This is a genomic window from Streptomyces sp. NPDC021012 (assembly GCF_044333355.1).
Taxonomy (GTDB): Bacteria; Actinomycetota; Actinomycetes; order Streptomycetales; family Streptomycetaceae; genus Streptomyces.
The window spans coordinates 128,734-154,588 of sequence record NZ_JBIRQU010000006.1; the positions used below are offsets into that span (position 1 = coordinate 128,734).

Here is a 25,855-nt window from a genome sequence, read left to right on the forward strand (position 1 = left end):
TACGAGTTGCCTCACCCCCTCCGCGCGGAAAGCATGAACAGGTGAGTGACGACGTCGCGTATCTCCGTTTCCCGCACCTCCACGACGACCTGCTGTGCTTCGCCGCCGAGGACGACCTGTGGATCGCCCCGCTCGTCCCCGAGGGCCACCGCCCCGGCCGGGCCTGGCGCCTCACCGTCGACCGGACGCGGGTCGGCCACCCGCGCTTCTCGCCGGACGGGCGGCACATCGCGTACACGAACTGGCGCAGCCTCGACCCCGAGATCCACCTCGTGCCCATCGACGGCGGCTCCGCCCGGCGGCTCACCTACTGGGGCTCCACCGACACCCGGGTCTGCGGCTGGACGCCCCCCGACAAGGACGGCCGCTCCGACATCCTCGCCGTCTCCTCGCACGGGCAGCCCTTCTCGTACTACTCCTGGGCCTACACCGTCCCCACCGACGGCTCCCCCGGCCTCCGGCTGCCCTGGGGCCCGGTCTCGGACATCGCCGTCACCGACGACACCGCGATCACCGGGAACGGCGGCGAGCGCCGAAGCCTCCTCCTCACCGGCAAGCCCCCGCACGAACCGGCGGCCTGGAAACGCTACCTGGGCGGCGCCACCGGCCGCCTCTGGCTCCACGGGGAGCGGCTGCTTCCCGACCTCGGCGGCCACCTCGACGCCCCCATGACCGTCGGCGGCCGGATCGCCTTCCTCTCCGACCACGAGGGCGTCGGCAACCTCTACTCCTGCCTGCCCGACGGCACCGACCTGCGCCGCCACACCGACCACGACGAGTTCTACGCCCGGCACGCCTCCAGCGACGGCCGCCGGGTCGTCTACCAGTGCGCGGGCGACCTGTGGATCGTCGACGCCCTCACCGCCGACTCCCGCCCCCGCAAGCTGGAGGTGCGGCTCGGCGGGCAGCGCGTCGGCCGCCGCCCCTACCAGGTGCCCGCCGCCCACCACGTCGACGCGGTCTCCGTCGACGAGACCGGCCGGGCCTCCGCCGTCTCCGTACGCGGCAGCCTGTACTGGCTGACGCACCGCGACGGCCCCGCCCGCACCATCATCGACACCCCCGGCGTCCGGGTCCGGCTCCCCGAGATGCTCGGCAGCGGCGGCCAGGTCGCGTACGTCACCGACGCCGAGGGCGAGGACGCCGTCGAGGTCGCCTACCTGCCGCGCGCCAGCGGCGACCGGCCGCCCCGCAGGCTCGCCTCCGGCGGCCTCGGCCGGGTCGAGGAGATGGTCTCCGACCCGGACGGCGAGCGGCTCGCGATCGCCTCCCACGACGGCCGGCTCCTCCTCCTGGACGCCACCGAGGACTCCAACGGCGAGGTCACCGAGCTGATCCGGTCCGTCAACGGGCCCGTCCGCGACCTCGCCTTCTCCCCCGACGGCGACTGGCTGACCTGGTCCCACCCGGGCATCGGCCGCTCCCTGCGCTCCATCAAGATGGCCCGGATCTCCGGACCCGGCGCCCGCACCGTCATCGACGTCACCAACGGCCGCTTCGAGGACGAGAACCCCGTCTTCACCCGCGACGGCCGCTACCTCGCCTTCCTCTCCTGGCGCGGCTTCGACCCCGTGTACGACGTGCACACCGGCGACCTGTCCTTCCCGCTCGGCTGCCGCCCCTACCTCGTCCCGCTCTCCTCCGCCACGCCCTCCCCCTTCGCGCTGCTCCCCGACGGGCGCCCGGCGGCCGGCGGCCTCGACCCCGCCGACGACGACACCGAGAACGCCGACGGCACCGTCACCGTCGAGATCGAGGGGCTCCCCGACCGGGTCACGCCCTTCCCGGTCGCCGCCTCCAAGTACTCGGCGCTGCACCCGGTCAGCGGCGGCGGCCTCGTCTGGCTGCGCTGGCCCATCTCGGGCGCGCTCGGCGAGACCTTCGCCAACCCGGCCGACACCTCCGGCAAGCCCACCCTGGAGCACTTCACCATCACCAAGGCCCGCAGGACCGAACTCGCCAAGGACCTCGACTGGTTCGCGGTCAGCGGCGACGGCACCCGGCTCGTCGTCGCCGAGGACGGTGAACTGCGGGCCGTGCCCGCCACCGAGTCCGGGGACGGCGACTCCACCGTCTACCTGGACCTGCGGCGCATCCTCCACGAGATCGACCCGGGCGCCGAGTGGCGGCAGGCCTTCGACGAGGCCGGGCGGATCGTACGCGCCTACTTCTGGGAGCCCGGCATGGGCGGGGTCGACTGGACGGCCGTCCTCGACCAGTACCGGCCGCTCGTCGAACGGGTCGCGTCCCCCGACGAGTTCGCCGACCTGCTCCGCGAGGTGATGGGCGAGCTCGGCACCTCGCACGCGTACGTCACCCCCGCCCGCCGCAACGAGGGACCGCCGCACTACCAGCGGCCGATGGGCCTGCTCGGCGCCAACCTCGTGCCCCGGGAAGCCGGTTGGACGGTCAAACGCATCCTCCCCGGCGAGTCCTCCGACTCCAAGGCCCGCTCCCCGCTCGCCGGCACCGGCATCCGCGAGGGCGCCGTCCTCACCCACGTCGACGGCCGGCCCGTCGACCCGGTCACCGGCCCGTACCCGCTGCTCTCCGGCACCGGCGGCACCACCGTCGAGCTCACCTTCACCCCCGCCGAGGGCGAGGGCCGCGCCCGTCGCGTCGCCGTCGTCCCGCTCATCGACGAACGGCCCCTGCGCTACCACGACTGGGTCGCCAAACGGCGTGCGGTGGTGAGGGAGCTCAGCGGCGGCCGCTGCGGCTACCTCCACATCCCCGACATGGGCGGCTCCGGCTGGGCCCAGTTCAACCGCGACCTGCGCTGGGAGGTCTCCCGCCCGGCCCTCATCGTCGACGTGCGCGGCAACGCGGGCGGCAACATCAGCGAGCTCGTCATAGAGAAACTGACCCGCCGGATCCTCGGCTGGGACCTCACGAGGGACGCCCAGCCCGTCAGTTACGCCTCCAACGCCCCGCGCGGCCCCGTCGTCGCCCTCGCCGACGAGGCCACCTCCTCCGACGGCGACATGATCACCGCCGCCTTCAAGCTCCTCGGCCTCGGCCCGGTCGTCGGACAGCGCACCTGGGGCGGGGTCGTCGGGATGACCGGCCGCCACCGGCTCGGCGACGGCACCCAGATCACCGTCCCGATGAACGCGGCCTGGTTCCCCGAGTACGGCTGGTCCCTGGAGAACCACGGCGTCGAACCCGACCTCGCGGTCCTGCGCACCCCCCTCGACTGGGCCGAGGGGCGGCACGCCCAGCTCGACGACGCGGTGGTCCTCGCCCTCGCCCTCCTCGACGAGACCCCCGCCGCGAGCCCCCCGGGCTACGAGTCCCTCCCGGACCGCTCCCGCCCGAAACTGCCCCCGAGAGCCCCCTAGACGGCGCCGAGGTCCAGCTCGTACGCGGTGGCCGGCTCCCCGTCGTCGAGCGTCACGCCGCCCACGGCGCCGAACCCGGCCCGGGCGAGCACGGCGCTCGACGCGCCGTTGCCCAGGGACACGACGGCGGTCAGCCGGCTGAGCCCGTACTCCTCCACGGCCAGCCGGCACACCTCCCGCACCCCCCGCGTCGCGAGCCCCCGCCCGGTGGCCTTCTCGGCCAGCCGGTAGCCGAGCTCGGCGCTGCCCGCCGCCGCGTCCACGTCGACGAGGTTGATCCGCCCGAGGATCTCCCCGCCCTCGGCGACCAGCACGTGGAAGTGGATCTCGCCCGCCTCCTGCGCCTCGATCAGCTCCCGGTGCCGGGCGTCGAACTCCTCGAAGTAGGCGTCCCCCCGGTCGGGCACGCGCGCGGCGAAGTACCCCCGGTTCTCCCGCTCGAAGGCGAGCAGGGCGGGTGCGTGGTCGGGTCGGAGTCGCTCAAGTACGGCCATGCCCGCCACCGTACGAAAATCGCCCACCGGGGGCGTACAACTTTTCAGGCGGTCGCACGTCTGACCGGGTGTGGCGCGCAGTGCGCCCGCGCTCTGGAAGGGAACGACCGTGCCCCACGCCCGCTCGAACCGCCGGCGCCTCGTCGCCGCCGTCACCACCGTTCTCGCCGTGACCCTCGGTGCGGGCGCACTGACCGTGCCCGCGACCGCCGCCCCGTCGGCCCCGGCGGCCGTCACGGCGGACACCGCCGCGGCCCCGTTCGCCTTCCCCAAGGACTCCGTCCTGGTCGGCGCCGGGGTGAAGGGCTTCCTCACCCAGACCGCGGGCAGCACCACGAGGCGCTTCGCCTGGTACGGGGAGGACACCGGGACCGGCTACGGCGCCCGCACCTACCTCAACTCGACGCGGACCAACGACTACCTGGTCTTCGAGGGGCACTACCAGGTCACGGTCCGGGACCTGACGACCATGTCGGTCCTCGACGTCCCCCTCGACCCGCTGACCGGCTCCCCCGAGTACGTCGGCTCGGCCGCCGACGCCGTGTTCACCACCGTCGGCCCGGACCTGCGCAAGCACACCAAAGCGGGCGGCACCGTGCCCGTCGCCGGTCTGCCGGACGGGGCGACCTCGATCGAGGTCTCGCCCGGCACCCCCGACGACGCCCTGGTCCGGTTCACCGTGGGCGGCGTGAAGAAGTGGGGTCTGCTCGATCTCGCCACCGACACGGTCGACGAGATCCACGAACTCCCGGCGGGCGCCACGATCGGCGCCGTCTCCGCGACGCACGTCGCGTACACCGTCGGCACCGGCGTCCGCGGCGAGATCCCCGCGCTCTTCCTCCTGGACCGCGCCACGGACACCGTCCAGGAGGTCCCGGTCGTGGACGCGCCCGGCAGCCTCCGGGTCGACCTCGTCGGCGGCTGGGTGGTGTACGGAGACCCGGGCGCCTCCACCGCCGGGGCCCCGAGCCCGCTGTTCGCCCTCACCGCGTACAACCCGGTCACCAAGGAGTCGGTGAAGCTCCTCGACCACCTGACCTCGGCCGCCGCGGCCGGCGACGGCAGCCTGCACGTGCGGGGCGGCAGCCTGGACCGAGGCGAGGGCATGTACAGGATCACGGCGGTCGGGGACGAGACCCCGGTCGTCACCCTGGAGGCGACCACCGGCGAGCCCACCGAGCTGCAGGTCACGGGCAACGACGTCCCCGCCCTGGTCGACCTCGACCAGAACGGCGGCAAGGCGAAGTTCACCTGGAACCTGTCCCGGCCGAACGCCGAGGTCAACCTGACCCTGCGGCACACCCGGACCGGTGAGGCCGAGATGTTCAACGACTACACGACGGGCCGGCGGACCACGGCCTTCACGTGGCAGGGCGAGTACAACGGCGCCTACACCTGGGAGCTGACCGCCCGTCCGCTCAACGGCATCGGCCCGACCGCGAAGGCGACCGGCTCGTTCACCGTGACCCGCACGCCCAAGCCGCACGACTTCGACGACAACGGCGCCCCCGACGTCCTCCTCCGCGACGGAGCCGGACGCCTGTGGCGGGCCGACACCTCCTACGGCACCAGGCTCCAGGCCGACCCGCACGCGCGGATCGGCACGGGCTGGCAGATCTACGACCGGATCGAGGCCACGGGAGACCTCGCGGGCTCCACCGTCGGCGACCTCGTCGCCCGGGACACGGCCGGAGTGCTGTGGCTGTACCAGGGCGACGGACGCGGCGGCCTCGGCACCCGTACGAAGATCGGCGGCGGCTGGCAGGTCTACAACGAGCTCGCGGGCGGCGGCGACCTCACCGGCGACGGCCGCGCGGACCTCGTCGCCACCGACAAGGCGGGCGACCTCTACCTCTACAAGGGCACGGGCAGCGCCACCGCTCCCTTCGCCACCCGCAAGAAGATCGGCTTCGGCTGGGGCGTCTACAACCAGCTCACCGCCACCGGCAACATCGCCGGCGGACCGGCCGGCGACCTCCTCGCCCGCGACAAGGCCGGCGTCCTCTGGCTCTACCTCGGCAAGGGCGACGGCACCTTCGCCGCCCGTACGAAGGTCGGCGCCGGGTGGAACGCGTACAGCCAGATCGTCGGCGTCGGCGACGCCGACCGGGACGGCCGCCCCGACGTGATCGGCTTCGGCGCGACGGGCCAGTACCTCTACCGCGGCACCGGCGACTGGCGCGCCCCCCTGCTCCCCCCGCAGTCCGCGAGCCTGACCTTCGGCGGAGGCCCGTACAACAGCGTCGCCTGACCCCCGTCCGGACACGCGCGAAGGCGCACCCGGGGCCCCGGGTGCGCCTTCCTCAAGGACGGACCGACGTCAGGCGTCGTAGTCCTGGTCCATGCGGTCCTGGGCCTCCTGCTGGGCCCGGCGGGTCTCCTCGTCAGCGCGGTCGCGGCCCTGGGAGGCACGGGAGGACGCTTCGTCCTTCGCCTTGCCCGCAGCCTGCTTGGCCTGCTCCTTGAGCTGGTCCGCCTTGTCCTTGAACTGGTCCTTCATGCCCATGAAAGTTCACTCCTAGAAGGGGTGTGTGGGGGTCGGGGCGGTGTGCCCCTCGGGCCTCGACCAGCCTTGCACGAGCGAACATTCCACGCATTTCGATCAGTTACGGTCGGCTACCGCGGGGCGGATCCCTCCGCGCGCGCCTGCTCGTCCGCCGCCCCGCCCGCGCCCACCAGCCCCTTGGAGACCGCGCCCAGACGCGGCTCGAAGCGCCGCATCTCGCGCTGGCCGACCGTGGCGATCATGCCGGGGAGGTAGCCGCGGACCGACTGCATCCCGCGCAGCCACCACTGGGCGTACACATGGGCCGAGCGCCGCTCGATGCCCGCGACGATCCGGTCGACGGCCGGGCCGAGGGGGTACGTGCGGTTCGCGGGCCACGGCAGCCGCTGCCGCAGCTCCTTCATCACGTCGTCCTGGTCCGCGCCCCGCACCATGTCCGTGTCGGTCCAGGACAGATAGCCGACGCCGACCTTCACGCCCTTGTACGCGACCTCGGCGCGCAGGCTGTGCGCGAAGGCCTCGACGCCCGACTTGGAGGCGCAGTACGCCGTCATCATCGGGGCCGGCGTGAGGGCGGCGAGGGAGGCGATCTGGAGGAAGTACCCCCGGGACTCCATGAGGACCGGCAGGAACGCCCGGCCCGTCACCGCGCCGCCGATCAGGTTGACCTCGATGACCCGCCGCCAGGCGGCCGGGTCGGAGTCGACGAAGGGGCCGCCCGCGGCGACACCGGCGTTGGCGACGACGATGTCGACCTTCCCGAACCGCTCCTTCACCTCGGCCGCGACCCGGGCCATCGCCTCGTGGTCGGTGACGTCCGCGTGCCACCAGTCGGCCTCGGTGTGCAGCCGCCCGGCGACCTCCTTGAGCTGCTCCGGCTCCAGGCCGACCAGCGCGATCTTCGCGCCGCGCGCGGAGAGCTTGCGGGCGAGGAGCTCACCGACGCCGCGCGCACCTCCGGTGACGACCGCGACCTGCCCTTCCAGGCTCACCCTGCTCATGCCCCTGCCTCCTCGTTCTCCTTCACGCCCAGGTACGTGAGGGTCAGTTCGCGGATCTGCGCGGTGACGGCCTCCGGGGCCTCCACCGGTGTCATGTGGCCCATGCCGGGCAGCTGGACGAGGCCCGTGCAGTGCGGCAGCGCCTCGGCCATCGCCCGGGAGTGGATGGGCGGGGTGAGCCGGTCGGCGGTGCCGACGAGCACGGCCACGGGCAGCCCGAGCTCCCGGAGCCCCGCTCCGAGGTCGAGTCCGGCCAGGACCTGCGACCAGCCGTGGCGGGCGCCGCGCGGGCAGGCGTGCACGATCCGGGCGCAGGCCTCGACCCGCTCCGGCGCCGAGGCCGGTCCCATCGTCGCGTACTTCAGGACCTTCTTCGAGAGGGCGTTGACCGGGCCGAGCGGCGCCTTCGCGCCGAGGACGGCCTTGGTCAGCCGGGTGCGCAGGCCGCCGGGCCCGAGGGGTACGACGGTGGCCTCGGCGGTCAGCCGCGAGGGGCCGGTGGAGCAGAGCAGGACGGCCGCGGCGTGCTGCCGGAAGCCGGGCCGCCCGGCGGCGGCCATCATCGTCATGCCGCCCATGGAGTGGCCGGCCAGGACCGCTCGCTCGCCGGGGCCGAGGGTGGCCGCGAGCACCGCCTCCAGGTCGTCGGCGAGCGCCGTCGTGGAGTAGCCGGTGCTGCCGGTCGCGGCGGGCGCCGGGGACCGGCCGTGGCCGCGCTGGTCGTAGGCGATGACCCGGTGGTCGGCGGCGAGGGCCCGTATCTGCTCGGCCCAGAAGGCGATGGAGCAGGTCCAGCCGTGGGAGAGGACGACGGCGGGCGCGCCCTCGGGGCCGTACACCTCGACGTGGACCGGGGTGCCGTCGGCGGAGACGGCGGTGAGGGAGCGGGGCGCGGGAAGGCTCTGGAGCGTCACTGGGCGGTCTCCTTCTTCCGGGAGGTGCGGGCGGGCTTCGGGGCCTGGACGGGCTTGGGCGCGCGGATCACCTCGTACTCGGAGAGGTCGACCTGCCGGGTCTCGCGCCGGAACTCGGCCGTGGTACCGGGCCACAGGGTGGTGTTGCGGCCTTCGGCGTCGAGGTACCAGCTGTTGCAGCCGCCGGACTTCCACACGGTCCGCTCCATCCGGGACTGGACCTTGCGGTTCCAGGCGTTGACGGCGGAGGGGCGGACGGCGAGGGCGGCGCGGCCGCCGAGGACCCGCAGCTGGCGGAGGTAGTCGGCCAGGTAGTTCAGCTGGGACTCGATCATGAGGATCATGGAGGAGTTCCCGAGGCCGGTGTTCGGCCCGATGATCATCATGAAGTTGGGGAAGCCGCCCGCAGTGGCCCCGCGCAGCACCTTCACCCCGTCCTTCCAGGAGTCGGCGAGGGTGTGCCCCTCGGCGCCGACGACGCGCGAGGCGATCGGGATGTCGGTGACGTGGAAGCCCGTGCCGAAGACGATCGCGTCGACCTCGGTCTCGGTGCCGTCGGCGGCGACCACGGTCGAGCCGCGGACCTCGCGGAGCCCGGAGGCGACGACGTCGACGTTGGGCTCGGCGAGCGCCGGGTAGTACGTGTTGGAGAGCAGGATCCGCTTGCAGCCGATGCGGTACGAGGGCGTCAGCTTGGCCCGCAGCTCCGGGTCCTTGATGGAGCGGGCGATGTTCGCCCTGGCGAGCTTCTCGACCAGGCCCAGTTCGTCGGGGTGCTTGGTGAAGGCGCCGACCTGGAGTTCGCGGATGCCCCAGAGGATGCCCCGGCGCAGGGTCGCGGTGACGGGCAGCGCGCGGTGCAGCCGGCGTTCGACGCCGGTGATGGCCCGGTCCATGCGGGGCATCACCCACGGGGGCGTCCGCTGGAAGAGGGTGAGCCTGCCGACCTCGCGCTGGATCTCGGGCACGATCTGGATGGCGGAGGCGCCGGTGCCGACCATGGCGACGCGCTTGCCGCGCAGGTCGTAGTCGTGGTCCCAGCGGGCCGAGTGGAAGACCTTGCCGGGGAAGTCGGCGATCCCGGGGATGTCGGGGATCTTCGGGTCGGAGAGCGGCCCGGCGGCGGCGATGAGGACCTCGGCGCTGAAGGTTCCCCCGCTGGTCTCGATCTCCCAGCGGAGCGTCTCCGCGTCCCACTGGGCCCGCAGCATCTCGTGGCCGAGCCGCAGGTGCGGGCGGATCCCGAAGGTGTCGGTGACGTGCTCCAGGTAGGCGCGGATGTGGCGCTGGCCGGAGAAGGTCCGGGGCCAGTCCGGGTTGGGCGCGAAGGAGAAGGAGTAGAGGTGCGAGGGGACGTCGCAGGCGCAGCCGGGGTAGCTGTTGTCGCGCCAGGCGCCGCCCACGGAGTCGGCCCGCTCCAGGACGACGAAGTCGGTGATCCCCTCGCGGCGCAGCCGGACGGCGGCCCCGATGCCGCCGAATCCCGACCCGATCACCGCCACCCGTACGTGCTCGTGCTTCGCCATGCCGCCTCCCACGCGCCCGGCCCATTGCGCCAGCAATCACTGGCACAGTCGGGACTGTAGAGCAGCTCCATACCGAGCGGTAGGGGTACGACGAGGGAAAGTTACCGGCGGTACAACATAGGCTGGCGGGCGTGGCAGACGGATCGCGTCCCGAGACGGGCGCACAGGACGGCGTACGCGGGCCCCGCGAGTACCGCATGGAGGAACTGGCCTCGGCCGCCGGCATCACCGTGCGCACCCTGCGCTTCTACCGCGAGCGCGGCCTGATCCCGCCGCCCCGCCGCGAGGGCCGCATCGCCTGGTACGACGACAACCACCTGGCCCGGCTGCGCACGATCGCCGCGCTCCTGGAGCGCGGCCACACCCTCAACGGCATCGCCGACCTCACCGCCGCCTTCGAGAGCGGCCGGGGCGTCCGCGAGGTCCTCGCCCTCCCCGCCCCCTCCGAGGAGGAGCCGGTCCGCCTCACCCCCGAGGAGCTGGCCGACCACTTCGCCGGCGAGGTCACCGCGGAGAACCTCGCCGCCGCCCTCGACCTCGGCTACCTCGTCACCGACGGCGAGGAGATCGTCCACATCAGCCGCCGGCTGCTCGACGTCTCCGCCGCCCTGGTCAGGGAGGGCGTCCCGCTCGCCGAGGTCCTCAAGGCGGGCGCCCGCGTCCGCGAGCACGCCGACGCCCTCGCCGAGCTCTTCACCGACCTCCTGCGCACCCACGCGAAGGACGACGACCTCTGGCGGCTGCGCCCGCTCGCCAAGAGCGTGGTGGAGGCGGAACTGTCGCTGGCGCTCGACAGACGGCTCGGCGAGGCCCCCGACGGCCCCGGACCCCGGGACCCGTCCTAGACCTCGTAGACGACGGTCACGGGAGCGTGGTCGCTCCACCGCTCCCCATGGGTCGCGGCCCGCTCGACGAAGCCCTTGACGGCCTTGGCGGCGAGTCCGGGCGTGGCCATCTGGTAGTCGATGCGCCAGCCGCTGTCGTTGTCGAAGGCGCGCCCCCGGTAGGACCACCAGGAGTAGGGCCCCTCCTGCTCGGGGTGGAGCTCCCGCACGACGTCCACGTACCCCCCGTCGCCCCCGTCGAGGACCTTCCCGAGCCACTCCCGCTCCTCGGGCAGGAAGCCCGCGTTCTTCTTGTTGGCCTTCCAGTTCTTGAGGTCGGCCTCGCGGTGGGCGATGTTCCAGTCGCCGCAGACGACGACCTCGCGCCCCTCGGCGGCGGCCCTGGCCCTGAGCTCCTTGAGGTACGGCAGGAACTCCCCCATGAACCGGTACTTCTCGTCCTGGCGCTCGGTCCCGACCTCGCCGGAGGGCAGGTACAGGCTGGCGACGGTCACGCCGGGCAGGTCGGCCTCGACGTACCGGCCGCTGGAGTCGAACTCGGCGGAGCCGAAACCGATCCGCACGGCGTCGGGCTCGCGCCGCGTGTAGAGCGACACACCGGCGCGCCCCTTGGCGGCGGCGGGGGCGTGCACGGTGAACCAGCCCTCGGGGCTGCGCACCTCCTCGGGCAGCTGCGTCTCCTCGGCGCGGACCTCCTGGAGGCAGACGGCATCGGCGGAGGTGCCGGCCAGCCACTCGACGAAGCCCTTCTTGGCGGCGGCGCGGAGACCATTGACATTCACGGACGTCACAGTGAGCATCCCGGGAGAATACCGACACCCACCACCCGCATACATGTACGATCCACCGCATGAACATCCAGCCCACGCCCTATGACCACCCCGACGCCGTCAAACTCAACGACGCGGTCCAGGCGGAGTACGCCGTCCGCTACGACGGCGAGGGCGATGAGACACCGCTGGACCCCGGCATGTTCGTCCCGCCCCACGGCCTCTACCTCCTCGCGTACGACCCCGAGGGCCGGCCCGTCGCCACGGGCGGCTGGCGCACCCAGGACGCCAACGACGAGGGCTACTCCGACGGCGACGCCGAGCTCAAGCGCATGTACGTGATCCCCGAGGCCCGCGGCCTCGGCCTCGCCCGCCGCATCCTCGCCGCCCTCGAATCCGACGCCCGCGCCGCCGGCCGCACCCGCATGGTCCTCGAAACCGGCACCGCCCAGCCCGAGGCCATAGCCCTCTACACCTCCAGCGGCTACGCCCCCTGCCCCAAGTTCGGCCACTACCGCGACTACCCCAACAGCCGCTGCTTCGCGAAGCCCCTGACCTGACGCCCCCGCTGACCCGCGCTCATGAGACGCGGGTCACAACCCCCGTACGCCACAACCCCCGTACCGGAAAAGCAGAGATCCCGCCCGATCTTTCGATCGGACGGGATCTCCGTGTCTGTGGACCTGTGGGGATTTGAACCCCAGACCCCCTCGATGCGAACGAGGTGCGCTACCAGACTGCGCCACAGGCCCTTGCGACGTGTGAAACATTAGCACCCCGATCGGGAAGAACAAAAATCCGCTCCTCCGCAGGTCAGCCGGGAACCGTCGCGGGCCCCCGACCGGGGGTCATTCGTTGGCCGCGCGAGGGCGGTCGTCGTCCGCGTACTGGTCGAAGAGGGGGGTGCGGCCGTGGTCGCGGGTGCGGCGGGGCGGGGTGGTGCGCTGGCGGGGGGCCGGGGAGGGGGCGGGGGTGGGGTCGGCCGCCGTGGAGGAGCGGGCGGCGCTCCAGGTCTCCGGGTCCGTGATGTCGATGCCGTTCGTGGCGCGCGGGGCGACCGGGGCGGTGACGTACGTGGGGAGCGGCACCGGGACCGGGTCCCAGCTGTCGCCGAGGGCCGGGCCGCGGTCGCGCTGCTGGTCCACCCACTCCGCGTGGTCGGTCTGCTCGACCAGGGCGCGCCGGTCCGCCTCCTGCGGGGTCACCGCGGGGGCCTGGCCGGCCTCCGGCTCCGGCGTCGGGGCCGGGCGGCGGCTTTCGCGCAGCCGGGCGGCGGCCGCTTCGGCGCGGCGCCGGTCCATCACGTACACGAAGCGGCGCCGCTCCTGGATCCGCAGGTGCACGATGTACGCGCTGAGGAGCAGGGCGGGGACCGCAGGGGCCCACAGGAAGGCGACGCCGCCGACGGCCGCGATCACCGCGCCCAGGGTGAAGCCCGCGAAGAGGAGCGTGGTGACCCGGCGGCGCCGCGCGAGGACCTTGCCCCGGCGGGCGCGCTCGGCGGCGCCCGGGGCGGGGCGGGCCGGTGCGGGGTTCGGCGCCGGTTCCGGCCCGGGTTCCGGGAGTTCCAGGCGCGCTTCCGTCCTGGCCGCGGGCGCGGAGAAGGCCCGGACGTCGACCGAGCTCAGATGCTCGGTCTCCGCGTCCGGGTCCACGTCGGGCGTCGGTCCCTCCGCCGCAAGGTCCCGCTGCTTGAGCTCCTTGGCGTACCGGCGCTCCATGCCCGCCCGTCCGGAAAGCAGCCGGATGGCGGTGCTGAAGCGTTCCGTCGGACGGGCTTCGTTCAGCTCGTCCTGCCTGCGGAGCCACATCGGCACCAAGTAGGCGGCCCAGGCCCCGACGATGACTGCGTAGATGAGGCCGCTGCTGCTCACGCCTCACACGGTAGAGGGGTTCTGTAACACGCATCGGCCAATTGGCCCGGTGTGTCGCACGATCTGGCTGATATCACTGAACTTTTTTGTGATTGTTCAGATCGATTGACCGCCAACTGACGATTAAATTCGAACACTTATTGCATTCTTGCGTGATGCCAGCGCCGCAGCAGCCCCTCCGGCACCTCCTCGGCCGTCAGCGCGAACACCAGGTGGTCCCGCCACGCGCCGTCGATGTGGAGATAGCGCGGCCGCAGCCCCTCCTCGCGGAATCCGAGCTTTTCCACCACCCGGCGCGAAGGACCGTTCTCCGGGCGGATGCACACCTCCATGCGGTGCAGCCCCACGACGCGGAAGCAGTGGTCGACGGCGAGCGCGACCGCCGTCGGCATCACCCCGCGCCCGGCCACCTCGCTGTCCACCCAGTACCCCACGTGCCCCGAGCACATCGAGCCCCAGGTGATCCCGGCCACCGTCAACTGGCCGACGAGCCGCCCCCGGTACTCGATCACGAACGGCAGCATCCGGCCGGCGTTCGCCTCCGACCGCAGATGGCGCACCATCTGACGGAACGTCGGCCGCTGCGCGACCGGACCGCCCGGAGGCGGCGGCGGAACCGTCGCCTCCCAGGGCCGCAGCCACTCGCGGTTGCGCCGGTTCACCTCGCGCCAGGCCGCCTGGTCGCGCATCCTTATCGGTCGGAGCACCACGTCGCCGTCGACGAGCACCACCGGCCAGGACGGGATCACGACGCTCTCGGGTGGTCGCCGCCGCGGATCTGGTCGACGGCATGGCGCAGCAGCGGCTCCAGGACGGCGAGCCCGTCGCGCACCCCGCCCGGGGACCCCGGCAGGTTCACGATCAGCGTGCCGCCCGCGACCCCGGCCAGACCGCGCGAGAGCGCCGCCGTGGGGACCTTCTCGCGGCCGTACGCGCGGATCGCCTCCGGGATGCCCGGGATCTCCCGCTCCAGGACCCGGCGGGTCGCCTCGGGCGTCTCGTCGGTGGGCGAGATGCCCGTGCCGCCGGTGGTGACGATCACGTCGTACCCGGCGGCGACCCCGGCGCGCAGGGCCGCCTCGACGGGCGCCCCGTCCGGGACGACCCGCGGGCCGTCCACGGCGAAGCGCATCCGGGTCAGGCCCTCGGCGATCAGCGGACCGCCCCTGTCCTCGTAAACCCCGGCCGAAGCCCGGTTGGAGGCGGTGACGACGAGAGCGCGGTAGGCCGCTGCCGGGACCTCCTCGGGGGCGGGCTCCACGTGCTCCTCGTGCGTTCCCGCCACCCGGCCCGCGCGCGTCACGCCTCGGCCCTCGTCCAGTGGCCCGACTTGCCGCCCGTCTTCTCCTCCACCCGTACGTCGGAGATGACCGCGCCCTTGTCGACCGCCTTGATCATGTCGACGACCGTCAGTGCCGCCACCGAGACCGCGGTGAGGGCCTCCATCTCGACGCCCGTGCGGTCCGTGGTCTTCACCGTCGCCAGGATCTCCACGGCCTCGTCCGTGACCGCCAGGTCCAGGGTGACGCCCGAGACGGCCAGCGGGTGGCAGAGCGGGATGAGGTCCGGGGTCTTCTTGGCGCCCATGATCCCGGCGATGCGGGCGGTGGCCAGCGCGTCGCCCTTCGGGACGCCCTCGCCGCGCAGCAGCTCGATCACGCGCGGCGAGACGAGGACCCGCCCGCTGGCGCGGGCGGTGCGGGACGTGACGTCCTTCGCCGATACGTCGACCATCCGGGCCGCGCCCGCCTCGTCGATGTGGGTGAGACCTTGCTGCGTGCTCATGGCCGTGACACTCCCGGTCGCTGTGTGAAGGACGACACCGTACCCCCAGCGTCGCCCCCTCAGCCGAGGAGGACCACTTCCAGCTCGGTGCCCGGCTCCACGCTCTCCACGTCCTCCGGGACCACGAGCAGGCAGTCCGCGTGCGCGAGGGCCGCGATCAGGTGGGATCCGGCGCCGCCCACGGGGGTGACGGTGCCCGCCTCCGGGTCGTACGTGCCGCGCAGGAACTGGCGGCGGCCGGCCGGGGACGACAGGGCCTTGTCGGCGCTGAGGACCGCGCGGACCGTGGGCCGGTGCAGGTCCTCGACGCCCATCAGCGCGCGGATCGCGGGGCGCACGAACAGCTCGAAGGAGACGTACGAGGAGACCGGGTTCCCCGGGAGGGCGAGCAGCGGGATCTGCTCGGCGCCGATCGCGCCGAAGCCCTGCGGCTTGCCCGGCTGCATGGCGAGCTTGCGGAAGTCGACCTGGCCTTCGGCGGTCAGCGCCTCCTTCACCACGTCGTACGCGCCGACGCTCACCCCGCCGGTGGTCACGATCAGGTCGGCCCGGATGAGCTGGTCCTCGATGGTGGCGCGCAGCGACTCGGCGTCGTCGGCGACGGCCCCCACCCGGTAGGCCAGGGCTCCGGCGTCCCGGGCGGCGGCGGCGAGCGCGAAGCTGTTGGAGTCGTGGATCTGGCCCTCGCCCAGCGGCTCGCCGGGCTGGACGAGCTCGCTGCCGGTGGAGAGGACGACCACGCGGGGGCGGGGGCGGACCTTCACGCTGCCCCGGCCGATCGCGGCGAGCAGGCCGATCTGCGGCGGCCCGAGGACCGTGCCCGCCGCGAGGGCCAGCTCCCCGGCCCGTACGTCGCTGCCCGCCCTGCGGACGTGCGCCCCGGCCTCGGCGGAGCGGTGGACCCGGACCTCGCCCCCGGCGCCCTCGGGGGCGGCGCTGGCGGCGGTCATGCCGGTGGCCGCGCCCCCGCCCGTACCGCCGTCGGTCCACTCGACGGGGACGACGGCCTCGGCGCCGGGCGGCAGCGGGGCGCCGGTCATGATCCGGGCGGCCTGGCCGGGGCCGACCTCGGGCAGGCCGCCGGCGCCCGCGGCGACGTCGCCGATGACGGTGAGGACGGCGGGGAACTCCTCGGTGGCCCCGGCGACGTCGGCGACCCGGACCGCGTACCCGTCCATGGAGCTGTTGTCGAAGGGGGGCAGCGCGGCCGGCACCGTCACGTCCTCGACGAGGACGCAGCCCTGGGCGTCGAGGAGTTGCAGCTCGATGGGTTCGAGCGGGGCGACCGTCGCCAGGATGTCGGCGAGGTGCTCGTCCACCGACCACAGGCCGCGGGCCGGACCCGCGCAGGGGTCGGCCGCGCCCGCCACGTGGTCGTGCTCGTGCTCGTGTGCCGCGCTGCTGCTCAAGGTGTTACATCTCCTCGCTGACGTATCTCCGGAGCCAGGCCCGGAAGTCCGGTCCCAGATCTTCACGTTCGCACGCGAGTCTGACAATGGCACGCAGATAGTCGCCGCGGTCACCGGTGTCATAGCGGCGGCCCTTGAACACGACGCCGTGGACCGGGCCGCCGAGCTTCTCGTCCGAGGCGAGCTTCTGCAGGGCGTCGGTCAGCTGGATCTCGCCGCCGCGGCCCGGCTCGGTCTCCCGCAGCATGTCGAAGACGGCCGGATCCAGGACATAACGGCCGATGATCGCGTAATTGCTCGGCGCCTCGCCGGGCTCCGGCTTCTCGACCAGGTCCGTCACCTTGACGACGTCCGAGTCGGCGGTCGGCTCGACCGCCGCGCAGCCGTAGAGGTGGATCTGCGAGGGCTCGACCTCCATCAGGGCGATCACGCTGCCGCCCTCCCGCTCCTGGACCTCCACCATCCGCGAGAGCAGCGGGTCGCGCGGGTCGATCAGGTCGTCGCCCAGGAGCACCGCGAAGGGCTGGTCGCCCACGTGCGGGGCGGCGCACAGCACGGCGTGACCGAGGCCGCGCGGGGCGCCCTGGCGGACGTAGTGCATGGTCGCCAGGTCGCTGGACTCCTGGACCTTGGAGAGGCGTTCGGCGTCGCCCTTCCGGCTCAGGGCCTCCTCCAGCTCGTAGTTCCGGTCGAAGTGGTCCTCCAGGGGCCGCTTGTTCCGGCCGGTGATCATCAGGACGTCGGTGAGGCCGGCCGCGACGGCCTCCTCGACGACGTACTGGATCGCCGGCTTGTCGACGACCGGCAGCATCTCCTTCGGGGTCGCCTTGGTGGCCGGGAGGAAGCGGGTGCCGAGACCGGCGGCGGGGATGACAGCCTTGCTGATCCGACCGAGCCTGGGAAGCGACTGATTCATGCGGTGCACCTTAGCCGTTCGTAATGAGAGGAAGATGTGACTTCGGTTAACTTCCTCCACATAAAGACAGTTACGAGACGTTCGTGAACGCACAAAGGGCCGAGATGACACCGGAGATGTCCGAAAAGACCGCACTGCGCAGCCGACTTCTGGCCGCCCGGGCCGCGCTGACCCCCGAAACCCTCGCGGACACGGCCGAGTCCCTCGCCCGGCGGGGAATGGAGCTGGCCGAGCTCGCCGGGGCGGACACCGTCGCCGCCTACGTCTCGGTGGGCCGCGAACCGGGCACGCGCGCGCTGCTCGACGCCCTCCACGCGCGCGGGGTGCGGGTCCTGCTCCCCGTCCTGCTGCCCGACAACGATCTGGACTGGGCGGCGTACGAGGGGGCCGGGCGGCTCGCGAAGGCCGGGCGCGGACTGCTCGAACCGGTCGGGCCCCGGCTCGGCCCCGAGGCCGTCTGCGCCGCCGGCGCCGTCCTGCTGCCGGGCCTGGCCGTCGACGGGCGCGGGATGCGGCTCGGGCGGGGCGGCGGCTCGTACGACCGGGTCCTCGCCCGGCTCGCACGCGCGGGCGTGGACCCGGCCCTGGTGGTGCTCCTCTACGCGAACGAGGTGGTCGCCCGGGTCCCGGAGGAACCGCACGACCACCCCGTGCACGCGGTGGTGACCCCGGAGGGGGTCACCCGATTCCGCCCCTGATCAGGGCTTCAGCGTGAGCGTGTCCTTCGTCTTCGCGTCGACCGCCGCCTTGCCGTAGGCCCAGTCGTACAGCTCGCCCTTCGCCCAGGTGTCCGTCTGGTCGGTGTAGTTCGAGTGGAAGGCGTGGCCGGAGGCCCCGGTCAGGTTGACCCAGCGGGACTTGTCCCAGTCGCCCACGTTGACCACCATCCGCATCGACGGCACCCAGATGACCTCGTAGCCGCCGGCCGCGTTCCAGCCGGTGGCGTCGACGGCCGCCTCGCCGCCGCCCAGGTCCCACGGGCCGCGGTTGAGGAGCCGCTGCACGAGGCCGGGGCCCGCGGTGCCGAGGGTCTGGTTCTTCAGGGTCAGCTGGTGCAGCCGGCCCCAGCTCCAGGTGGAGACGTCCTTGCCGAGCTTGGCGGTCAGCTCCCAGCGGGCGTCCTTCATGGCGCGCGCGAGCAGCTGGTCACGGGTCTCGGTGGCCGGGTCCAGACGGTCGCCCGGGGTCTTCCACCACTCGTTCTTCTCCTGCTTGAGGAGCGGGCGGACCACCTCGTACCAGCGGTCGCCGCCGTCCGGCTGCGCCGAGTCGGGGTCGCGCTGGCCGCACTCGCGGACGAGCCGGTTCTGCTCGTCGACGGGGCCGGTGGCGTCGGCCGGGCGGACGTTGATGCAGTCGCCCTCGGCGCGCAGCTCCTTGGGCAGCTTGTTCCCGAAGGCGAGCTTGAGGACGTTGCGCCAGACCGCGTTGAAGTAGGCGGCGGCGGCCGAGTCGGGCTCCTGGGTGTAGTCCCAGCCCTCAAGGAGCTTCTGCGCCTCGCGGACCTGCGGGTCGGCGATGTCGATCTTCAGCAGGAGCGGGTTGAGCAGGGTCGCGATCTCGCTGCGGTTGTCGGTCTGCATGGTCCGCATGTCGTCCGGCGAGATCTTGCCGCCGTCCTTGATCTTCGACTCGATGAGGTCGTTGATCCGCTGGCTGCGCGAGCCGTAGCCCCAGTCCTCGGTGAGCAGGTCGGGGTACTGCTTCGGGGAGATCACGGCCTGGTTGGCGGTGACGATGTAGCCGCGCTCGGGGTTCTCCTCGTACGGCAGCTTCTCGAAGGGGATGTAGCCCTTCCACTTGTACGAGGAGTCCCAGCCGGGGGCGGGCAGGGTGCCGTCGCCCTTGGTGCGCTGCGGGATCTTGCCGGGCGACTGGTAGCCGATGTTGCCCTCGGTGTCGGCGTAGATCAGGTTCTGGGACGGGACCTCGAAGTTCTTCGCGGCGGCCCGGAAGGTGGTGAAGTCCTTGGCGCGGTCGAGCGCGAAGATCGCGTCCATCGAGTGGCCCGGCTGGAGCGCGGTCCACTGGAGGGAGACGCCGTAGCCGGTGCCGCGGTCGGGGGCGGCGTTGCCGACGGGGGCCTTCTGGCCGACCTTCTCCAGCTCGGAGGAGCGGTCGGAGACGAGCGGTCCGTGCTCGGTGGAGCGGACGGTGATCCTGCGGTCGCTGCCGCCGGCGACCTTGATGGTCTCCTCGCGGCTGGTGAAGGGCTTGACCTTGCCGTCGACGAGGTAGCCGTCGGGGCCGATCTTCTCCAGGTAGAGGTCGGTCACGTCGGCGCCGAGGTTGGTGAGGCCCCAGGCGACCTTGTCGTTGTGGCCGATTATCACGCCGGGCATCCCGGAGAAGGTGTAGCCGGCGACGTCGTAGCGGCAGGTGGCCGAGACCGAGCGGCAGTGCAGGCCCATCTGGTACCAGAGGGACGGCAGCTGGGGCGCGAGGTGCGGGTCGTTGGCGAGCAGCGGCTTGCCGGAGGTCGTGTACTTGCCGGCGACGACCCAGGAGTTCGAGCCGATGCCGTTGCCGTTCGGGCCGAGCAGGGCGGGGACGGTGTCGAGGACCTCGGAGAGCGCGCCGAGCTGGGACGCCACGCCGCCGCTCGCACTGCCCGGGCCCGTGCCCGGGGTGTCCCCGGTGGTCGTCCCGTCGCCCTCGGTCGCGTCGGCCTTCGGGTCGAACTTCCCGGTGGACCCGTCGACCGTGCCCTTGTCCAGGATCGGCTGGTGGAGCGCGTACGGGTACTCGGGGTACAGCTGCTTGATCTGCTTGGCGCTCAGCCTGCTCGTCATCAGCGAGCGGTCGATCTCGTCCTGCATGTTGCCGCGCAGGTCCCAGGCCATGGCCTTGAGCCAGGCCACCGAGTCGACCGGGGTCCACGGCTCGATCGCGTAGTCGTTGCTGAGGGCGAGCGCCGCGTACTCGACGGAGACGTCCTTCGGGGCGCGGTCCTTCAGGTAGGCGTTGACGCCCTCCGCGTAGGCCTGGAGGTACTTCTTCGTCTCCGGCGACAGGACCTTGTCGTACTCCTGCTGCGCGACCCGGCGCCAGCCGAGGGTGCGCAGGAAGGCGTCGGTGTCGACCTGGCTCTCGCCGAACATCTCGGAGAGCCGGCCGGCGGTCACGTGCCGGCGGACGTCCATCTCGTAGAACCGGTCCTGCGCCTGGACGTAGCCCTGGGCGCGGAAGAGGTCCGTCTCGTTGTCGGCGTAGATCTGCGGGACGCCGTTGGCGTCGCGCTTCACCTCCACGTCGGCGGAGAGCTTGTCGAGGCGGATCTCGCCGGTCGTCTGCGGGAACGAGGCCCGGACGGTGCTGACGCCCCAGTAGCCGCCGAAGCCGATGCCCGCGACCAGTGCGAGGACCAGGAGGACGAGGATCAGGCGGGCACGCCGCCCTTTCTTCTTGGCGGTCTTCTTGCCGGGGGGCGCGGACGTGTTGGAGGGCATCGCTGTCCTTCGAGGGGCAGGGTGGTCCTGGAGTACGGGAGCAACCTTAGGCGCAGCGTCCGGAGGGCCTGGACGCGGTGTCAGGAAGAGAACCGTACGGATGAGCGAGGAGATGCAAAGAGAGCGTCAAGAAAGCGTTAAAGATTAGGTAAGGTAACGAAGTACCTTGCCGCTGGAGGAACGATCCAGCAGCACGTGAGGGGAAGGAACGGCCACTGACTGTCCACCAGCTCAACGAACTCCTGCTCGTCTGCTCCCTCGTCCTGCTCGTGGCCGTCGCCGCCGTACGGATCTCCTCCCGGAGCGGGCTCCCCAGCCTGCTGCTCTACCTGGGCATCGGCGTCGCCATCGGGCAGGACGGCATCGGCAACGTCGCCTTCGACAACGCGGAACTCACCCAGGTCATCGGCTACGCGGCCCTCGTCGTGATCCTCGCCGAGGGCGGTCTCGGCACGAAGTGGAAGGAGATCAAGCCGGCGCTGCCCGCCGCGGTCGTCCTCTCCACCGTCGGCGTCGCCGTCAGCGTCGGCATCACCGCCGCCGGCGCCCACTACCTCGTCGGCCTCGACTGGCGGCAGGCCCTGATCATCGGCGCCGTCGTCTCCTCCACCGACGCCGCCGCGGTCTTCTCCGTCCTGCGCAAGGTGCCCCTCCCCTCACGGGTCACCGGTGTCCTGGAGGCCGAATCCGGCTTCAACGACGCCCCCGTCGTCATCCTCGTCGTCGCCTTCTCCACCGTGGGACCGGTCGACCACTGGTACCTGCTCATCGGCGAGATCGCCCTCGAACTCGCCATCGGCGTCGCCATCGGCCTCGCCGTCGGCTTCGTCGGCGCCTACGGCCTCAAGCACGTCGCGCTGCCCGCCTCCGGCCTGTACCCGATCGCCGTCATGGCCATCGCCGTCGTCGCGTACGCCGCCGGCGCCATGGCCCACGGCTCCGGCTTCCTCGCCGTCTACCTGGCCTCGATGATCCTCGGCAACGCCAAGCTGCCCCACGCGCCCGCGAACCGCGGCTTCGCCGAGGGACTCGGCTGGATCGCCCAGATCGGCATGTTCGTCCTGCTCGGCCTGCTCGTCACCCCGCACGAGCTCGGCAACGACTTCTGGCCCGCCGTCGTCATCGGCCTCGTCCTGACCGTCGTCGCCCGGCCCATGGAGGTCGCGGTCAGCCTGCTGCCCTTCCGGATCCCCTGGCAGGAGAAGGCCCTGATGTCCTGGGCCGGCCTGCGCGGAGCCGTACCCATCATCCTCGCCACCATCCCGATGGTCTCGCAGATCGAGGGCAGCGAGCGGATCTTCAACATCGTCTTCGTCCTCGTCGTCGTCTACACCCTCGTCCAGGGCCCGACCCTGCCCTGGCTGGCGAAGGCCCTCAAGCTGGGCGACACTGCCGAGGCCGCCGACCTCGGCGTCGAATCCGCGCCCCTGGAGCGGCTGCGCGGCCACCTGCTCTCCGTCGCCATCCCGGAGAAGTCCCGGATGCACGGCGTCGAGGTCGCCGAGCTGCGCCTCCCGGCCGGAGCGGCCGTCACCCTCGTCGTACGGGAGGACGCCAGCTTCGTCCCGGGGCCCGCGACCGTCCTGCGGCACGGCGACGAACTCCTCGTCGTCGCCACCGACCCCGTACGGGACGCCACCGAGCGACGCCTCCGGGCCGTCGGACAGGGCGGCAAGCTCGCCGGCTGGCTCGGCACGGGAGGCGCGACGGCTGCCTCGGCGCCGGCGGCCACGGGGCGCCTCCATCTGCCGGGCAGCGACCGGCACAGGAAAACCCCCGGTTAATCCCAGGCATTAATTCAGGTGCGGGAGCGTTTTCCCAGGCAGGAAGACGCTCCTCCCTGTACCATGAAGGAACACCTGATCGAACCAACTCTGCCTGACGCAGAGCTGGCGCGACCGTATGGCGGCCGTGGCGCCCCCTCCGCAGTGGGGCCGGCCCGGTATCTACCGCAGTAACGCGCATGAGGACAGCTCTCGGCGACAACCCGCACCACCGTGCGGGAGCGCGCTACCAGGCGGCAGAAAGGCAAGGACCGTGGCGTCCACGGTCATCACGGACAAGCGGCCCGGCTACGGGCAGCTGCTGCGCACACCCGGCGCACTGTCCTTCCTGCTCCCCGGCTTCGCGGCCCGGCAGCCCTTCGCGATGCTGACCATCGGCATCGTCCTGCTCGTGCAGCACACCACCGGCTCCTTCGGCAGCGCCGGCGCGGTCGCCGCCGTCACCGGCGTCTCCATGGCGCTCTTCGCCCCGCAGAGCGGCAAGCTCGCCGACCGCTTCGGCCAGCGCGCCGTCCTCGTCCCGGGCGTCCTCGTCCACACCGCGTCCGTCTCGCTGCTCGTGGCCCTCGCCCTGGCCGGCGCCCCGCTCTGGGCGCTGTTCCTGGCCGCCGTCCCCTCCGGAGCCTCCGTTCCGCAGGTCGGGCCGATGGTCCGGGCCCGCTGGGCCGCCAAGCTCGACGGCAGCCCGCTGATGCCGACGGCCGCTGCCTTCGAGTCCGTCACGGACGAGTTCACCTTCGTCGTCGGCCCCGTCCTCGCGACCGCCCTGTGCACCGGCGTCCACCCGGCCGCCGGCCTGATCGCCGAGGCCGCCCTCACCCTCGTCGGCGGTCTGTTCTTCGCCGCCCAGCGCGCCACCCAGCCCGCGTACGGCGCCTCCGCCGCCGCCTCCGTCGAGCCCCACCGCTCGGCCCTGTCCGTCCCCGGCGTCCGCGTCCTGATCGTCGCCTTCCTCGGCATCGGTTCCGTCTTCGGCGGCATGCAGGTCTCCCTCACCGCCTTCACCGAGGAGATCGGCAACCCCGGCGCCAACGGCCTGCTGTACGGGATCTTCGCCGCCGGCAACATGCTCGCGGGCATCGCCATGGGCGCCGTCGCCTGGAAGACCGGCCCCCGCCGCCGCCTGATCCTGGGCTACGCGGGCCTCACCGCCGCCGCCTCCCTGCTGTGGACCACCCACTCGGTGCTGCTCCTCGGCGCCCTGGGCCTGGTCGTCGGCCTGTGCATCGCCCCCGCCCTGATCACCGGCTACACCATCGTCGAGACCCTGATCCCGGCCTCGGCCCGCACCGAGGCCTTCACCTGGCTCACCGGCGCCGTCGCGCTCGGCCAGGCCGCGGCCGTCACGGTCGCCGGCCGCCTCGCCGACGCCCACGGCGCGAGCACCGGATTCCTGGTGCCGATGGCGGGCACGGCCCTCGCCCTGACCACGCTCCTCGCCCTGCGGTCGCGGCTGAAGCCGCGCGAGGCGAGCCGGGTCGCGGCACGTGGTGTCGGTCACCGCGTGCCGGTGGCGGTGGACTGAACCCACGGAATACGTCACTATGGATCGTCGTTAGCACTCGATGAGTGTGAGTGCCAGGAGGAAGTCAAGTGCCGACCTACCAGTACCAGTGCACCGAGTGCGGCGAAGGCCTCGAGGCGGTGCAGAAGTTCACCGATGACGCCCTGACGGAGTGCCCCAGCTGCCACGGACGCCTCAAGAAGGTGTTCTCGGCCGTCGGCATCGTCTTCAAGGGCTCCGGCTTCTACCGGAACGACAGCCGCGGCTCGTCGTCCAGCAGCTCGCCGGCCTCGTCGAAGTCCTCGACGTCCTCGTCGTCGACCTCTTCGTCCTCGTCGTCCTCTTCGAATTCGAAGCCGGCCGCGTCGACCGCTTCCTCCTCCTCGACGTCCTCGTCGAGCACCGGAAGCTCGGCCGCCTGATCCGTCCCGCCTTCGGGCCCCGTCGCCACGCGCGACGGGGCCCTCGGCGTTTTCCGGGGCCGGGGCCGGGACCCGTCCGGCGGCTCGGGGCCGGACCCTGGCCTGTCCGGGCGGCTCAGGGACAGGCCCGGGGCCTGCCCGGCGGCGCAGGGACGGGCCCGGGGCCTGTCCGGCAGCGCAGGGACGGGCCCGGGGCCTGTCCGGCAGCGCAGGGACGGGCCCGGGGCCTGTCCGGCAGCGCAGGGACGGGCCCGGGGCCTGTCCGGCAGCGCAGGGACGGGCCCCTGGGCCTGTCCGGCGGCGCAGGGACGGGCCCCTGGGCCTGTCCGGCGGCTCAGGACCGCGCTCGCCGGGCAGGCCCTAGGGTGACCGGCATGGCGAACCATGACGCGTACGCGGACATCGGCGTGATCGGCGGCTCCGGCTTCTACTCGTTCCTGGAGGACGTCACGGAGGTGTCCGTCGACACCCCGTACGGCAGCCCCAGCGACTCCCTCTTCCTCGGCGAGATCGCCGGCCGGCAGGTCGCCTTCCTGCCCCGGCACGGCCGCGGCCACACCGTCCCCCCGCACCGGATCAACTACCGCGCCAACCTCTGGGCGCTGCGCTCCCTGGGCGTACGGCAGGTCCTCGGACCCTGCGCCGTCGGCGGACTGCGCGAGGAGTACGGGCCCGGCACGCTCGTCGTGCCCGACCAGCTCGTCGACCGGACGAAGACCCGGGCGCAGACCTACTTCGACGGGGAGCGGCGGGCCGACGGCGCCGTGCCGAACGTCGTCCACGTGACCTTCGCCGACCCCTACTGCCCCGACGGGCGGCGGGTCGCGGTCAAGGCCGCGCGGGGGCGGGGCTGGGAGCCGGTCGACGGCGGCACGATGGTCGTCGTCGAGGGCCCCCGCTTCTCCACCCGCGCCGAGTCGCGGTGGCACGCCGCCGCCGGCTGGTCCGTCGTCGGCATGACCGGGCACCCCGAGGCCGTCCTCGCCCGCGAGCTGGGCCTCTGCTACACCTCGCTCGCCCTCGTCACCGACCTGGACGCGGGCGCCGAGACCGGCGAGGGCGTCTCCCACACCGAGGTGCTGCGGGTCTTCGGCGAGAACGTGGGACGGCTGCGGGAGGTGCTGTTCGACGCGGTGGGGGCCCTGCCGGCGACGGCGGACCGGGACTGCCTGTGCCTGCGGGCGCACGAGGGCTGGGACCTGGGGATCGAGCTGCCGTAAACCACTCCGGAGCGTGAGGGAGTTGTCCACAGGCGCGGGGTGATCCCCAGGCGGGAGCGGGGTGGGGGCGGAGTCGGGAGAGTGGACGCGTCGTT

At 72.7% G+C, this 25,855-nt stretch carries 22 protein-coding genes and 1 tRNA gene; 9 read left to right on the plus strand and 14 right to left on the minus strand.

Annotated elements, in window-relative coordinates; translation table 11 throughout:
* The first annotated feature begins 41 nt into the window (after window positions 1-41).
* Complete coding sequence (locus ACH4TP_RS21020; protein WP_398188126.1) at window positions 42-3,341, plus strand: S41 family peptidase; 3,300 nt, start codon at window positions 42-44, stop codon at window positions 3,339-3,341.
* On the opposite strand, the gene ACH4TP_RS21025 is transcribed toward ACH4TP_RS21020, so the two are convergent.
* Window positions 3,338-3,835, minus strand: coding sequence for a GNAT family N-acetyltransferase (locus ACH4TP_RS21025; RefSeq protein WP_398438774.1), 498 nt, complete (start codon window positions 3,833-3,835; stop codon window positions 3,338-3,340). The genes ACH4TP_RS21020 and ACH4TP_RS21025 overlap by 4 nt on opposite strands.
* A gap of 109 nt (window positions 3,836-3,944) precedes the next feature.
* On the opposite strand from ACH4TP_RS21025, the gene ACH4TP_RS21030 reads away from it, so the two are divergent.
* Window positions 3,945-6,086, plus strand: a complete 2,142-nt coding sequence (locus tag ACH4TP_RS21030) for an FG-GAP repeat domain-containing protein (protein ID WP_398438775.1) — start codon at window positions 3,945-3,947, stop codon at window positions 6,084-6,086.
* A 69-nt stretch (window positions 6,087-6,155) separates the two neighbouring features.
* On the opposite strand, the gene ACH4TP_RS21035 is transcribed toward ACH4TP_RS21030, so the two are convergent.
* The 4 genes from ACH4TP_RS21035 to ACH4TP_RS21050 form a co-directional block, all read right to left on the minus strand.
* A complete protein-coding gene (locus ACH4TP_RS21035; protein WP_389227676.1) occupies window positions 6,156-6,341 on the minus strand; it encodes a hypothetical protein in 186 nt (61 codons plus the stop codon).
* 110 nt (window positions 6,342-6,451) lie between these two features.
* A complete protein-coding gene (locus ACH4TP_RS21040) occupies window positions 6,452-7,342 on the minus strand; it encodes an SDR family oxidoreductase (RefSeq protein WP_389227673.1) in 891 nt (296 codons plus the stop codon).
* Entirely contained in the window at window positions 7,339-8,256 is a 918-nt protein-coding gene (locus ACH4TP_RS21045) for an alpha/beta fold hydrolase (RefSeq protein ID WP_398438776.1), read from the minus strand. The genes ACH4TP_RS21040 and ACH4TP_RS21045 overlap by 4 nt, the downstream gene beginning before the upstream one ends.
* Window positions 8,253-9,782 (minus strand): flavin-containing monooxygenase, encoded by a 1,530-nt coding sequence (locus ACH4TP_RS21050; protein WP_389227667.1) that lies wholly within the window; start codon window positions 9,780-9,782, stop codon window positions 8,253-8,255. Before ACH4TP_RS21050 ends, ACH4TP_RS21045 begins: the two co-directional genes overlap by 4 nt.
* 197 nt (window positions 9,783-9,979) lie before the next feature.
* On the opposite strand from ACH4TP_RS21050, the gene ACH4TP_RS21055 reads away from it, so the two are divergent.
* Window positions 9,980-10,627, plus strand: a complete 648-nt coding sequence (locus ACH4TP_RS21055; protein ID WP_398438958.1) for a MerR family transcriptional regulator — start codon at window positions 9,980-9,982, stop codon at window positions 10,625-10,627.
* Here ACH4TP_RS21055 and ACH4TP_RS21060 read toward each other — a convergent pair.
* Window positions 10,624-11,427, minus strand: coding sequence for an exodeoxyribonuclease III (locus ACH4TP_RS21060; protein ID WP_389227664.1), 804 nt, complete (start codon window positions 11,425-11,427; stop codon window positions 10,624-10,626). The two genes, ACH4TP_RS21055 and ACH4TP_RS21060, sit on opposite strands and share 4 nt — an antisense overlap.
* Window positions 11,428-11,477: 50 nt before the next feature.
* Between ACH4TP_RS21060 and ACH4TP_RS21065 the strand changes: the two genes are divergently transcribed.
* Window positions 11,478-11,957 (plus strand): GNAT family N-acetyltransferase, encoded by a 480-nt coding sequence (locus ACH4TP_RS21065; protein ID WP_389227661.1) that lies wholly within the window; start codon window positions 11,478-11,480, stop codon window positions 11,955-11,957.
* A 118-nt stretch (window positions 11,958-12,075) separates the two neighbouring features.
* Here ACH4TP_RS21065 and ACH4TP_RS21070 read toward each other — a convergent pair.
* The 7 genes from ACH4TP_RS21070 to galU form a co-directional block, all read right to left on the minus strand.
* Window positions 12,076-12,149 (minus strand) — tRNA-Ala (locus tag ACH4TP_RS21070).
* 96 nt (window positions 12,150-12,245) lie between these two features.
* Window positions 12,246-13,271, minus strand: a complete 1,026-nt coding sequence (gene glpR / locus ACH4TP_RS21075) for a gephyrin-like molybdotransferase receptor GlpR (RefSeq protein WP_398438777.1) — start codon at window positions 13,269-13,271, stop codon at window positions 12,246-12,248.
* A gap of 137 nt (window positions 13,272-13,408) precedes the next feature.
* On the minus strand, window positions 13,409-14,002 hold the full coding sequence (locus ACH4TP_RS21080) for a GNAT family N-acetyltransferase (RefSeq protein WP_389227655.1): 594 nt from the start codon (window positions 14,000-14,002) through the stop codon (window positions 13,409-13,411).
* A 14-nt stretch (window positions 14,003-14,016) separates the two neighbouring features.
* Entirely contained in the window at window positions 14,017-14,532 is a 516-nt protein-coding gene (locus ACH4TP_RS21085) for a molybdenum cofactor biosynthesis protein B (RefSeq protein WP_389228059.1), read from the minus strand.
* 38 nt (window positions 14,533-14,570) lie between these two features.
* Window positions 14,571-15,056 carry a cyclic pyranopterin monophosphate synthase MoaC gene (gene moaC / locus ACH4TP_RS21090; protein ID WP_030690225.1) on the minus strand — a complete coding sequence of 162 codons (486 nt, stop codon included), beginning with the start codon at window positions 15,054-15,056 and terminating at the stop codon, window positions 14,571-14,573.
* Window positions 15,057-15,115: 59 nt separating this feature from the next.
* Complete coding sequence (glp, locus tag ACH4TP_RS21095) at window positions 15,116-16,465, minus strand: gephyrin-like molybdotransferase Glp (protein WP_398188145.1); 1,350 nt, start codon at window positions 16,463-16,465, stop codon at window positions 15,116-15,118.
* A 4-nt stretch (window positions 16,466-16,469) separates the two neighbouring features.
* Window positions 16,470-17,381, minus strand: a complete 912-nt coding sequence (gene galU / locus ACH4TP_RS21100) for a UTP--glucose-1-phosphate uridylyltransferase GalU (RefSeq protein WP_389227647.1) — start codon at window positions 17,379-17,381, stop codon at window positions 16,470-16,472.
* A gap of 104 nt (window positions 17,382-17,485) precedes the next feature.
* On the opposite strand from galU, the gene ACH4TP_RS21105 reads away from it, so the two are divergent.
* Complete coding sequence (locus ACH4TP_RS21105; protein ID WP_398438959.1) at window positions 17,486-18,079, plus strand: 5-formyltetrahydrofolate cyclo-ligase; 594 nt, start codon at window positions 17,486-17,488, stop codon at window positions 18,077-18,079.
* Here the strand turns inward: ACH4TP_RS21105 and ACH4TP_RS21110 are convergent, their stop codons facing one another.
* Window positions 18,080-20,830, minus strand: coding sequence for a penicillin acylase family protein (locus ACH4TP_RS21110; protein ID WP_398438778.1), 2,751 nt, complete (start codon window positions 20,828-20,830; stop codon window positions 18,080-18,082).
* Window positions 20,831-21,045: 215 nt separating this feature from the next.
* Between ACH4TP_RS21110 and ACH4TP_RS21115 the strand changes: the two genes are divergently transcribed.
* The 4 genes from ACH4TP_RS21115 to ACH4TP_RS21130 all read left to right on the plus strand — a co-directional run bounded on the left by ACH4TP_RS21115 (window position 21,046) and on the right by ACH4TP_RS21130 (window position 25,760).
* The gene (locus tag ACH4TP_RS21115; RefSeq protein ID WP_398188463.1) at window positions 21,046-22,614 is read left to right on the plus strand and encodes a potassium/proton antiporter; all 1,569 of its coding nucleotides are present in this window, start codon (window positions 21,046-21,048) and stop codon (window positions 22,612-22,614) included.
* A 253-nt stretch (window positions 22,615-22,867) separates the two neighbouring features.
* On the plus strand, window positions 22,868-24,139 hold the full coding sequence (locus tag ACH4TP_RS21120; protein ID WP_389227641.1) for an MFS transporter: 1,272 nt from the start codon (window positions 22,868-22,870) through the stop codon (window positions 24,137-24,139).
* Between the two features lie 68 nt (window positions 24,140-24,207).
* Window positions 24,208-24,540 (plus strand): FmdB family zinc ribbon protein, encoded by a 333-nt coding sequence (locus ACH4TP_RS21125; protein ID WP_398438779.1) that lies wholly within the window; start codon window positions 24,208-24,210, stop codon window positions 24,538-24,540.
* A 374-nt stretch (window positions 24,541-24,914) separates the two neighbouring features.
* On the plus strand, window positions 24,915-25,760 hold the full coding sequence (locus tag ACH4TP_RS21130) for an S-methyl-5'-thioadenosine phosphorylase (RefSeq protein WP_389227635.1): 846 nt from the start codon (window positions 24,915-24,917) through the stop codon (window positions 25,758-25,760).
* Window positions 25,761-25,855: the final 95 nt, after the last annotated feature.